This is a genomic window from Neorhizobium petrolearium, from assembly GCF_029854435.1.
In the GTDB taxonomy this organism is placed as follows: domain Bacteria; phylum Pseudomonadota; class Alphaproteobacteria; order Rhizobiales; family Rhizobiaceae; genus Neorhizobium; species Neorhizobium petrolearium.
Window position 1 is genome coordinate 532942 of the sequence record NZ_CP123000.1, and the last position, 12165, is coordinate 545106.

General features: G+C 61.8%; 9 protein-coding genes and 1 pseudogene. 5 read left to right on the forward strand and 5 right to left on the reverse strand.

Annotation, left to right across the window (positions count from 1 at the left end):
• Positions 1-10: 10 nt before the first annotated feature.
• From QEO92_RS02710 to QEO92_RS02730, 5 genes and pseudogenes are all read right to left on the reverse strand, one after another.
• A complete protein-coding gene (locus QEO92_RS02710; protein ID WP_227702075.1) occupies positions 11-3262 on the reverse strand; it encodes an alpha-1,4-glucan--maltose-1-phosphate maltosyltransferase in 3252 nt (1083 codons plus the stop codon).
• Positions 3263-3512: 250 nt separating this feature from the next.
• Positions 3513-4493 (reverse strand): Bug family tripartite tricarboxylate transporter substrate binding protein, encoded by a 981-nt coding sequence (locus QEO92_RS02715; RefSeq protein WP_227702076.1) that lies wholly within the window; start codon positions 4491-4493, stop codon positions 3513-3515.
• Positions 4494-4707: 214 nt separating this feature from the next.
• Positions 4708-5207: pseudogene (locus QEO92_RS02720) on the reverse strand (cupin).
• Between the two features lie 43 nt (positions 5208-5250).
• Entirely contained in the window at positions 5251-5541 is a 291-nt protein-coding gene (locus QEO92_RS02725) for a DUF3175 domain-containing protein (RefSeq protein WP_037158181.1), read from the reverse strand.
• A 66-nt stretch (positions 5542-5607) separates the two neighbouring features.
• Positions 5608-6600 carry a LacI family DNA-binding transcriptional regulator gene (locus QEO92_RS02730; RefSeq protein ID WP_037158179.1) on the reverse strand — a complete coding sequence of 331 codons (993 nt, stop codon included), beginning with the start codon at positions 6598-6600 and terminating at the stop codon, positions 5608-5610.
• Between the two features lie 197 nt (positions 6601-6797).
• Between QEO92_RS02730 and QEO92_RS02735 the strand changes: the two genes are divergently transcribed.
• From QEO92_RS02735 to QEO92_RS02755, 5 genes are all read left to right on the forward strand, one after another.
• Entirely contained in the window at positions 6798-7586 is a 789-nt protein-coding gene (locus tag QEO92_RS02735; protein ID WP_320443005.1) for a 6-phosphogluconolactonase, read from the forward strand.
• Complete coding sequence (locus tag QEO92_RS02740; RefSeq protein ID WP_227702077.1) at positions 7579-8358, forward strand: sugar isomerase domain-containing protein; 780 nt, start codon at positions 7579-7581, stop codon at positions 8356-8358. The genes QEO92_RS02735 and QEO92_RS02740 overlap by 8 nt, the downstream gene beginning before the upstream one ends.
• 2 nt (positions 8359-8360) lie before the next feature.
• Positions 8361-9500: an N-acetylglucosamine-6-phosphate deacetylase gene (locus QEO92_RS02745; protein ID WP_227702078.1), complete on the forward strand. Its 1140-nt coding sequence runs from the start codon at positions 8361-8363 to the stop codon at positions 9498-9500.
• The gene (locus tag QEO92_RS02750; RefSeq protein WP_227702079.1) at positions 9497-10747 is read left to right on the forward strand and encodes a neutral/alkaline non-lysosomal ceramidase N-terminal domain-containing protein; all 1251 of its coding nucleotides are present in this window, start codon (positions 9497-9499) and stop codon (positions 10745-10747) included. Before QEO92_RS02745 ends, QEO92_RS02750 begins: the two co-directional genes overlap by 4 nt.
• A gap of 105 nt (positions 10748-10852) precedes the next feature.
• Entirely contained in the window at positions 10853-12154 is a 1302-nt protein-coding gene (locus QEO92_RS02755) for an ABC transporter substrate-binding protein (protein WP_227702080.1), read from the forward strand.
• Positions 12155-12165 lie beyond the last annotated feature (11 nt).

The following is a 12165-nucleotide window of genomic DNA, read 5'->3' on the forward strand; positions in this document are numbered from 1 at the left end:
CTTTCCTCCCTTATCTCACGCGCCAGATCGCAAAGGGCAGTCCTGCATGAGGATCGAGCCTGATCCTCTGCATCTTGCCGGCTAAGGTGAACCTGTGCCCGGTGATCAGGTCTTCGAGATCAAGCGCGGCGTGGTCGGGGAGGTTCCATGACCAGAGCGGAATTTCGACATCCGCTTCGTGGGCATTGTAGGGATCGAGGTTCACCGCGATCAGCAGGACGTTCTCCCGTCCCGCGCTCGCCCTCTCGTAGAACATGATGTTGTCGTTCCAGGCGGTGAGACGCTGGATGCCGAGATGCGAATGCAGCGCCGGGTTCTCGCGGCGGATGCGGTTGAGCATGGTGATCTCGGACTTGATGTTGCCCGGCCGGTCATGGTCCCAGGCGCGAATCTCGTATTTTTCCGAATCCGCATATTCCTTGCGCTTGGCATCCGGCCTGCCTTCGCAGAGTTCGAAGCCGTTGTAGACGCCCCAGAGGCCGGAAAGCGTTGCGGCGAGCGCGGCGCGGATAAGAAAGGCCGGGCGCGGCGCGTTCTGCAGGAAATCCGGGTTGATGTCGTGCGTGTTGACGAAGAAATGCGGCCGGAAGAAATCCTTCGGCTCTTCGGTGGTGATCTCGCGCATATACTCTTCGAGTTCCCACTTGGCGTTGCGCCAGGTGAAATAAGTATAGGACTGCGAGAAACCGATCTTGGCGAGCCGGTACATGACCTTCGGCTTGGTGAAGGCCTCCGACAGGAAGACCACGTCGGGGTGTCGCGAGCGGATATCGGCGATCAGCCATTCCCAGAAGGGGAAGGGCTTGGTGTGCGGATTGTCGACGCGGAAGAGTTTGACACCCTGATCCACCCATTTCTGGACAACGTCGCGCAATTCGATCCAGAGCGACGGGACCGCGTCACAGGCATAGAAATCGACATTGACGATGTCCTCGTATTTCTTCGGCGGGTTTTCCGCATAGCGGATCGTGCCGTCCGGCCGCCAGTCGAACCAGCCGGGATGTTCCTTCAGCCAGGGATGATCGGGTGAGCACTGGATCGCGAGGTCGAGAGCGATTTCGAGGCCATGCTCCTTTGCGGCATCGATCAGCCGGCGGAAATCTTCGAATGTTCCGAGCTCGGGGTGGATCGCGTCATGGCCACCCGCCTCGGAGCCGATCGCATAAGGGCTGCCGGGATCTTCCGGTGCTGCCCGCAGGCTGTTGTTCTTGCCCTTGCGGTTCGTCTTGCCGATCGGATGGATCGGCGGGAAATAGAGCACATCGAAGCCCATCTCGCGGATCGCCGGCAGGCGACGGACCACGTCGCCAAACGTGCCGTGCCGGCCCGGATCGCCGCTCTGGGAGCGCGGAAAAATCTGGTACCAGCTTGCGAATGCGGCTGCCGTGCGTTCCGCGTCGACCGGGATGACCTGGGAGCGTACGCAATGCGGCTTGCGGTCGGCTTCCGCCATGAGTTCGGCTGTTTCTGCCGCCAGCAGGATTTCCGTGCGCTGGGTATCCTGCACCTCCGTCAGCTTGTCGAACAGAGCTTGCAGCCGCGTTTTGATCTGGCCGGATGCATGGTCGAGCGCATCGAGCACGAGGTTGATGCCTTCCTGGATTTCCAGGCGAAGATCGAGCCGCGCCTCGTGCTTCTTGATGAACTCGTAGCGGAAGATGGCAAAGGTACTGCGCCAGCCCTCGACCGCGAATTCATGCCGGCCCATGCGTCTCGGCGTGAATTCGGCCTGCCAGCGATCGTTTTCGATAAGCTGCATGCGGACTTCATGCCAGTTCTCATCATCGGCCGCGCGCCAGAGCAGGGCCGCCGAAAGCGGATCGTGCCCATCACTGAAAATGTCGGCCTCGACTTTCACGGTTTCACCGACGACACGCTTGACGACGAAGCGGCCGTCATCGACCGAAGGCGTGATCTTTTCGATCGCAAGGCGCGGCGAAGCGGCAGCTTCCTGGGCGGTAGGCACCGGGACAGCATCGATGACCGGGACGGATGACCGGCCCTCGAAGATGCGCAGTTCGCCGGGCTTCAGCTCGATTTCAGCGGCGAAGACTTCATTTTCGTCGTCCAGTGCCGTCAGCGGCAGAAAAGAGGAGGCGGCTTCGCGAAGTACGTTGAAGGGCGCGCTGGTAACCTTGCGCAGGTCGCGATTAAGCACCACGACGCGGATTTTCTGCGAGGCACGCAAGTCCTCCTGATCCGTCTGCAGCAACGCGACGGCTGGTGTCTGACTGGCGGAGATGAGCCTCAACGGCTGGCGGGCAAAACCGGCGACGGTCTTGTTGGTGCTGGCGTTCAACGCGCGGATGTCGCCCGAAAGATCGAACGCGCCTTGATCCTGCAGTCCGCGCAGGCCTAACCCGTCACCGTGCAAAGGGTCGAGCGGAACGGCCGCACCATATTCGAACCCCATCGGGATCATCAGTCCGCTTGCAAAGGTCGAAGCGAGCTTCAGTGCCCGGATCGCCTTGCGCTGCAGCACCTCGCAGCTGTCCGTGCCATGGGCCATGCGTTTGCCGAATGGCGCTTCCGGGAAGGTGATCTGGTAGCCGATCTGCCGCTGAATCTGGTATTCATCCATGATCCAGCGTTCTTCGAGATTCCACCAGGCGAAGGACGAGAAGCTGCCATCGAAGCCGGCGCCCTTGAGGGCCTTCCGATCCTCGAAGGCACTGCCAGGCGTCCAGGCAAGGAAGCTTGTTTCCGGTGCTGCTCTGCGGGTCGAAACGATGAGGTTATACCACGCCTCCGGCGCAATGCGGCCGATCCCCAGGCAGCGGAAGCCGGCGATGCCAAGGCCGGCGAGCCACGCCATGCGGTTGCGCCAATCCTCGACATGCCGGGCTTCGCTCAGGAAATCGATGCGGCGGCTCAGGCTTTCCTGCGGCGCCACGCGGGGGTCTGCGGCGATCGAGCCGGTGTGTTCGTCATCAGCCACTCGATCGATGATGAGATCGAGCATCAGCCTGAGATCCTGCGCCCGGGCCGCTTCGATCAGCGCTTTGAACCCATCCTCGACGGAGGTACCCAATTCCAGCTCCGGGTCGAGCCGGTCGAAGTTTCTCGTCACGAAGACGCTGGCATTGCGGCCGCGTGCGAAAAGGGGAGCGGTCAGCACGGTGTCGAAGCCGAGGTCTTTGGCATGCGCAAAGACTTCACGCCAGGCGCCCAGGCCTTTCAGTATCAACGGATGAACGTAATAAATCTGCGGTGGCAGTTGCGAGAGCGAGGTCCGTGAGGCGAATTGGGGGCGCGTGTTCATCGGTTGTGCCTTGCCGTAGAGTTTTGCGTGTAACTCCAAGGCAGGGAGGCTTGTTCCGGCGAAATCGGTACTGAATTTCACTTCCCGCCGGAAAACGGCAGGATGGACTACGATCACAGGTTGTTCAGAATCGGGACTAGCTGGGGCAGTGCCGACAGAAGGGGCGACTAACCTCTAAAAAAGCAACAAAGAAAAAGGGCCGAAGATTTACCTTCGACCCTTTTCCGCCTCCGTCCCCACGAAGCTTTACTTATTGTTTCTCGATCTTTCCGATCTTCGCCCACTCTTCCCAGCGCTTCACGTCCATGGTCGCATAGTCGAGAGTGGCCTGCGGACTGTCGAGCGTCATCGGTTCACCACCATTGGTGCCGACGAACTTGCGGGCATCGTCGCTGGTGGTGACCTCGGTCATGACCTTGTGCATCTTTTCGAGGATTGGTTTGGGCGTGCCTTTGGGTGCGGCCAGGACCCACCAGATACGCACGTCCACATTCGGCACGCCTTCTTCCTCGAAAGTCGGGATATCCGGGACCGATGAAATACGCTTTGCCGTGCTGACGGCAAGGATGCGCAACGTGCCGTCACGCGAGCGGGCCAGCCCGAAGACCGGATCACCGACCATGTAGTCGATCGCCCCGCTTGAGAAATCGTTCAGCGTATCTGCGCTGGTCTTGTAGCGCACCTGCAGGGTATCGAGGCCGCCGGCATTGGCCTTGTACATCTCGGCAAGAATGGTCGCCGGAAAGTTCGGCGTGGCATAGGATGCCTTGTCGCCCTTTTCCTTCATCGCCTTGGTCAGGTCGGAAATATGCATATAGGGGGACTTGGCGTTCACCAGCATCATGAATGCCTGGCTGAAGACCGGGGCGACGTAGTCGAAATCCTTGAGCGGATCGTAGGGCGGATTCTGGAAGACGTGCGGAGCAGCGGTGAACTGGTCGGCGCTGCCGATCAGCATCGTATAACCGTCCGGTTTCGCGTTCTTCAGCGCGACCACCGAAAGGCTCCCGAGACCGCCCGGCTTGTTCTCGACGATGACGGTCTGCTTGAGCGCCTCTTCGAGCTTCTTTGCGAAAAAGCGGGCATAGACGTCCGCACCGCTGCCGGCGGGGAAGCCTGCAATCAGCGTGATCTGCCTGTTGGGATAATTGTCCTCGGCTGCGCGCGCGCCACCCGCTGACAGGCATGCGGTAATCATCAGCGCCAGGGCGCTTGCGAGAAAGCGGTTCACTGCACTCTCCTCCTAGAGTCAGTCCGGCACATCAGGGGCGAGGCCGGAAAGTATGACGCGAGACAGTCTCCTCCCGTTCGCGCTCCGGTATAAGGTAGCCATATATTTTGAGGAGCGTCAAACAATCTCCCTGCGGGAAAATGCGCTCCGGCTTAAATCTAATGGCCTGAGCGGGTCCGCTTATGATGTCGTGTTCCGATGCTCGTTTTTTGGCCTATCGGCGTGCCCAGAACCGCTTCAGCGCACCGTTCTCACCTTCCACCGGATCTGTGGCGGGAATCGGAGATGTGCGATTTTTTGCAGCTGGGCCTCGCTTGCCGGGCCGGTCTGGATATCCGGATGCTGGCCGGGCGGATAGGCGCCGACCACCAGGAAATCGCGGCTCGCATCGATCCGCTTGTGGCCGGTTCCCGCCGGCAGCACGAGGCAATCGCCGGCGTTGACGCTGAGTTCCACGCCATCCGGCCCGCCGATCAGAAGCCGCGCCCGGCCGGCGGCGATGCCTAGCACTTCGTGGGCGCCGGTATGGTAATGCTGGTAATCGAAAACGCCATTGCGCCAGGTTCCCTGCCAGCCATTCTTGCTGAAACACGTCTCGAACTTGGGAGCCATCTCGCCTTCCGCCGGGATCGCGTTGCGATAGATGAGCACCGGCAGGCCCGGATGGTTCGGCACCTGGCCGCTGGGTTCAAGGAAGATGGTGTCGACGGTCATGGCAGCGGCGGGTGCGGCAGGATCAAGGCTCGGCGGCACGGTTTTAATGCTTCGGGTCATGGCCGAAATCCTTGCGCAACTCATCCTTGGCTTTTTCCAGCGTTGCGCGCCGTGATTTGGAAAGCTGGCCACCGGCGCGATTGATATAGAAAGTCAGCATCGACATGGCCGAACGGAAGGGATTCGACTTGCGCCTCTCGCTGGTTTTGGCCGAATGTTTCAGCGAATCTGCAATCTTCTTGGGGCTGCGCGATTTGAACACGCCCTCCTGAAGGTCCATGGCATCACTGTGTTCAGTCACATCCTGCGACCATTTCTTTTTCTTCTTGGGCATCAACGCCTCCCGCGAAAGGTTGGAATGCTCCCCAAACCTGTCCCGCGGGCCAAGGTTCCCGGTGCTTTATCGCAAGGCTGCCGTCGTGTTCCGCACCACGAGATGGGTTTCCAGTACATAGCGCACATCACGGATGGCGCGTGATTGCAGCATGTCGAGCAGCAGCGAGACGGCAACGCGGCCTGCTTCCATCGAACGGTTGGAAACGGAAGTGAGGGCCGGATAGGTGACGGCTCCGAGCACGTCGTCGCAGCCGATCAGGCTGAAATCGCCGGGCACGCTCACATGTTTTTCGGCAAGGCCGGCAAGCACGCCCTGTGCCGTCAGGTCGTCAAAGGCGATCGCCGCCGTTGCCCCGGTTGCAAGGATCGCACCGACGGCGTTGCGTCCGGAATTGTAGCTCGGCAGCACGGCCGGCACTGTCTCGGCTTCGATACCCAGGCTGGATGCGGCCGCCCGCACGGCGGAACGCCGCTGCTTGTTCGACCAGGAGGTCGAGGGACCGCTGACATAGACGATCTTGCGATGCCCGAGCTTGGCCAGATGCTCCACTGCCTCGTGCACGCCGGAACCGCTGTCGATCAGCACGCGTGGAATGCCATCGAGGTCGCGGTTTATCAGTACGAGCGGCAATTTCCCGGCATGGGCGCGGATGCGCTCGTCGGAAAGACGCGAGGAGGCGAGCACGAGCCCCTCCACCTGGCCCGCGAACCGGCCGACCAGCTTGTCCTCCTGCTTGGGGTTTTCCTCCGTATTGCCGAGGAAGATGCAGAAGTCGGAGCGGTCGGCTTCCAGCTGGGCAGCCCGGATCATCGGCGGGAAGAAAGGGTTGGCGATATCCGGCACGATCAGCCCGACATTTCCGTGGCGGCCGGTGCTGAGCGCCCGTGCCGTATGGTTCGGCACGTAGCCGAGCGCTTCCGCCGCCTTCATGATCCGCTCGACCGTTTCGGGCGAGAGCATGTCCGGCCGCGTGAAGGCGCGCGAGACGCTGGAACGCGCCACGCCGGCCGCCTCCGCGACTTGGCTGATGGTGACGCCCTTGGCTCGCTTGATCATGGATTCTGGAAACTCGCCCGTTTTGAACCCGACTACCACGAATCCTGAAGCTCCATCAATTCAAGCCCGAAGACTGCCATTCATCCACTTGACATGCAACCGGTTGCATGAAAATCTTTCATCAACAAGAAAAAGGGACTGTACCGGATGCGGAAGCGCATCTCCCGGTCGCTTGAGATGAGGATATGGAGACCGCATTGAACCTTGCCACCGTCCTTCGCCCTTCGCCGAGAACGCGGCAGACCTTCGATCGGCTTGTCGTCGAGAGCTTTGCAACACGGGCCGAGATGGGGATTGCTGCGGCAGCGGATATTGCGGCTGCTTTGACCGAGCGTCTTGCCCGTCAATCCGGTGTGAGGATGGTGTTTGCGGCCGCCCCCAGCCAGGCGGATATGCTGGAGGCGCTCTGCGCCAAGCCGGGCATCGATTGGAGTCGCGTCACAGCTTTCCACATGGATGAATACATCGGGCTCTCACCGTCTTCGCCCGCCCGTTTTGCCAACTGGCTGGACGCGCACGTCTTCGGCAAGCTGCCCTTCGCAGCCGTTCATCGCATCACGCCGGAGCCGGATGCCGCGACCGAGGTCCGCCGCTATGCCGACCTGTTGAACGAGGCGCCGATCGATTTCGTCTGCCTCGGCATCGGCGTCAACGGCCACATCGCCTTCAACGACCCGCCGGTTGCGGATTTCGCCGATCCGCTGGACGTCAAGATCGTCGAGCTGGACGATGTCTGCCGCCAGCAGCAGGTCGATGACGAGTGTTTTCCCGATCTCGCCTCCGTGCCTCACGAGGCGATCACCTTGACGGTGCCGCGCCTGCTCAGAGCCGACCGGCTGTTCTGCGTCGTGCCGGGCGCCGTCAAGCGCGATGCCGTTTCGAAGACGCTTTACGGTCCGCTGACCACCGAATGCCCGGCGAGCGTCCTGCGCTACCACGCCGCATGCACCCTCTATGTCGACAAGGACTCCGACCCCGATGCCTGACAAGACCGTCATCGATGCGGATCAGCTCTGCGAAGGTTATTTCGCCTCGACCCAAGCCTTGATGCGCCGGGTGCTGGAGGAGGAAAAGACTCCGCTCGATCAGGCGGCTTCGAAGCTCGCGGATCAGATCGCCGCCGACCGTCTGGTGCATATCTATGGCCCTGGCGGCCATTCCAACCTTGCCTCGCAGGAGGTTTTCTTCCGCGCCGGCGGACTGATGCATATCAGTGCCATACTGGACGAAGGCACCTTGCTTTCGAACGGGGCATTGCGTTCCATGGCGATCGAACGCACGCCCGGTTACGGCAAGGTGGTGATCGCCAACCAGCGGCTCGGCGAAAACGACCTGCTGATCCTGGTGAATGCTTACGGGATCAATGCGGCGCTGATCGATGCGGCGCTGGAGGCGCGTCGGCGCGGCACATTCCTGATCGGCATCAGCTCCCGTGAGCATGCCTCGAACACGTCGCCGGATCATCCGGCGCGGCATCCGACCAGGCAGAATCTGCACGACATCGTCGACATTGCCGTTGACTGCAAGGTACCGATTGGCGACGCGGTGGTCGCCGTGCCGGGCATGAGCGAGAACATCGCGGCGATCTCCACGTTCGCCAATGCTTTCACGCTCAATTGCCTGGTGATCCGCACGGTCGCCAAGCTTGTCGAGCGCGGCATCGAACCGCCGGTCTGGCGTAGCGGCAACGCGCCGGGCGGCGACGAGGCGAATGCCCGTTTCATCGGCAAATTCCAGGGGCGGGTGAGGGCGCTCTGACCATGATCGTCGACGGTATCGATCCCCGCACCGGCAAAGGTATCGCGATCGAGATCGCGGACGGCAGGATTTCCGCCATCCGCCCGGCAGAAAACACCAGCTCGCATTTTCTCTCGGCGGGTCTCGTCGACCTGCAGGTCAACGGTTTTCGCGGCTTCGACCTGAACAACGGCGAGGTGACGCCGAAAATCGTTCTCTCACTTTGCGAAGAGCTTCTAGGCGTCGGCGTGACCACATGGCTGCCGACCATCATTACCGCCTCGGAGGAAGCGATCCTCCAGGCGTTGGAAGCCATCGCGAAAATCCGTGCCGGCCATCGGTTGATCGCTGAAATGGTGCCGGGCGTCCATGTCGAAGGCCCGTCGATCTCAGACAAGGACGGCCCGCGCGGCGCGCATCCGCTGGAGCATGTCCGTCCGCCTTCGATTGCGGAATTCGATCGCTGGCAACAGGCCTGCGGCAATCTCGTATCCATGGTGACGATCGCGCCGGAACACGATGGCAGTAGCGACTATATCCGCGCTCTTGCGACGCACGGTGTTCATGTCGCGCTCGGCCATACGGCCGCGACACCGGAGCAAATCCATGCGGCGGCGGAAGCAGGTGCGGTGCTCTCCACCCATCTCGGCAACGGGGCGGCGGCCATGCTGCCGCGCCATCCGAATTTCATCTGGGCGCAGCTTGCCGACGATCGGCTGACGGCGAGCTTCATCGCCGACGGCTGGCACCTGCCGGCTGATACGTTCAAGGCCATGCTGCGCGCCAAAGGCATCGATCGGGCGATCCTTGTGTCCGACATGGTGGCGCTCGCCGGCATGCCGCCCGGCGTTTATGACCAGCCCGTCGGCGGCCGCGTCGAGGTTTCGCCGGAAGGCCGCATCAGTGTTGCCGGCACGCCCTATCTCGCCGGCGCCAGCCTGCCGCTTTCCGCCAATGTGGCGATCGCCGCCGACATGGCGGGCATTCCGCTGGCGGATGCCTTGGTTCTGGCGACCCAAAATCCCGGACGTTTCGTCGGCGGGCGCGGAAGGCTGGAGGTCGGTGCCCGTGCCGATCTCATCCGCTTCGACTGGTCGGAAGGCGAACGTGAGTTGAAGGTTCGCGAGGCCTGGGTTCATGGCGAGAAGGCGTTTTGCGGATGATCCGAGCCGGTGCCGCCAGCGTCGATATCACGCCGCCGCCAGGTCTTGCCATGTCCGGCTTTGCCGCCCGAAGCCTGCCGGCGAAAGGTGCGCATGACGCGCTGACGGCGCGGGCCGTGGTGATCGGGGAAACGGCGGTGGTCGTGGCCGATGTCATCGGCATCGACGCGGCCATGAGCGCCCGGATCAGAAAGCGCTGCGTGTTGCCGGCGGAAAATGTCGTGGTCGCCGCGCTCCATAATCACGGTGGTCCGGTTTCCATGGCCGGCCGGCTCAGCATTGCCGCCGACCCCGCTTACCTGGAGCGGCTGGAAGATGCCTGTATCGCGGCCGTCGACAAGGCCGCCGCGGCGCGTCAGCATGCGACGATGACGATAGGGCGGGGAAGTGATCCGGGGATTGCCCGCAATCGCCGCCATCCCGGCGGGCCGGTGGACGCCCCCCTGCCGCTGCTGCGTATTCGCGACAAGAACGGTGCCATGATCGCGGTCGTAACGGCCTATGCCTGTCACCCGGTCGTGCTCGCCGCCGACAACCTGCTCTGGACGGCAGACTATCCGCATTTCGTGCGGCAGGCGCTGGAAGAAGCCTATCCCGGTGCGGTCGCGTTGTTCATGACCGGCTGCGTCGGAGATACCAATACCGGCCATTCGGCGCATGCCTCGATCACGCTCTCGGCCAATCCGGACCGGACTTTCGAAGCCGCAGAACGCATTGGCCGCAAGGTCGCCGACGCGGCCCTGGCAGCCTCCGAGCAAACGATTTCCGGCACCGTTGCAGCGCGAAACGGCACCGTCACCCTCGGCTTTCGGCGACGCGAGACGGAAGTGCCCGAAATTCTCGAAAAACGCTGGCGGGAAGAAGCACTGACGGCCGAGCCTGCCCGTAGAAGCCTGCTTGGATATTGGGCTGAATGGGCTCGCGCTGTCGCGTCTGGTGAGCCCGAACCGCTTTCCGCCCGCGTTACCGTGCTCGACTGGGGCGGCGTGCCGGTCGTGGCGCTGCCCGGCGAGATATTTGCCGAAACCGCGCTTGCGATCCGCGCAGCAATCGGTCCCGAAAAACCGGCCTTCGTTGTCGGTTTTGCCGACGATAATCCGGGCTACATCCCGCCTTCAAGTGAATTCCTGCACGGCGGTTATGAGGTGGATGAGGCGCACCGCTATTACGGTTTGGCGGCAACGTTCGCGCCGGGCTCCGCCGAGACGTTGGCCGCCTGCGCCATCGAGCTTGCTGCCGGCAATTGAGGAGAGTGAACACATGATTTCCACTGACACGAACAGCCATCCGATGCTTGACACGCAACCGGTTGCATGAGAGTTTTTTTGTCAACAACAAGAGGGAACAGGGACATGAAAAACGCATCAGTAAAGAACAGGATTTCCACCCGCGCGCTGCTCCTGAACGCGGTATTCGGCGCCGCTCTGCTGTCCGGCGTTTCTTCCGCTTCGGCCGAGACGCTGACGGTCTGGAGCGGTTATCCGGAAATGGCGCCATTCTACGAGCATGTCGCGCAGGGTCTGAAGGCTGCCCATCCGGACCTTGAGGTGAAGGTCGAGGCGATCGCTCTTCGCGAACATGAAAAGCGCGTGGCGCTCGGCCTTACGGGCGGGCAGGAAGGTGTCACCGTCATCGAGCTTTCCGGCTCGACCGCGACCCGCTACCTTGAGAACGATCTTCTTCCGGAAGCGCCGGACGATATCGCGACTTTCGTGAAGGACCCGAAGAACTTCGACAAGTTCTTCAGCGACACGGCAAGCTACGACGATACGGTTTATGGCGTGCCGCTCTTCCGCGGCCAGGGTGCACTCTTCTACAATACCGACATGTTCAAGGCTGCAGGCCTCACCGAACCGCCGAAGACGATGGAAGATTATTCCAAATATGCCGAGAAGCTGACCCAGCGCGACGCTTCCGGCAGAACGACCGTTTCCGGCTGGAGCCTGCGTCTTTCCGGCGGCGGTCAGGGCATTGCGGAAAAATTCTGGATCAACATGCATCAGTTCGGTGGCTCGATCCTGGTTCCGGCCGGTGATGGCAAGTGGAAGACCAATTTCGCCAACGAGGCCGGCCGCAAGGCGCTGAAGCAGTATCTCGAGAACATCTTTACGCTGAAGACCGTGACGCCGGAAATGCCGGCTGACGCCGATGCCTTCGAGCGCGGCCAGACGGCCATGTTCATCCGCGAATCCTGGGTGATCGGCGATATCGCCAAGAAGGCACCGGATCTGAAATACGCAACCGCGCCGCTGCCGAAGGGCTCGATCGCCCTGCCGACCAACCTCTACGTGGCCGGTGACGATGCGGACATAGGCTGGGAATTCGCCAAGGCGACCAATTCGCCGGAAAACCTCGTCTGGCTGCTTGAGAATGTGGGCTGGCTGCCCAACCGCTCGGGCGTCGATTATTCGAGCGTGACCACCAAGCAGCCGGCTTTCGCGGCCTTCGTCGATTATCCGCAGGGGTATGAGTTCTTCACGCTGCCGTCGATCGGCCCGATCGAGGAAATCCTGACCCGCGTAGCGGCGCAGCTTGTCGTCGCCTTCGGAGATGCCTCTATGGCCGGTGACGACGCCAAGATCGACGCCTTCCTGAAGAAGGCAAGCGATGAGGTCGACACGATCCTCGATCGCGAAGGCCTGTTGGCGAAATAATCGCTTACCTG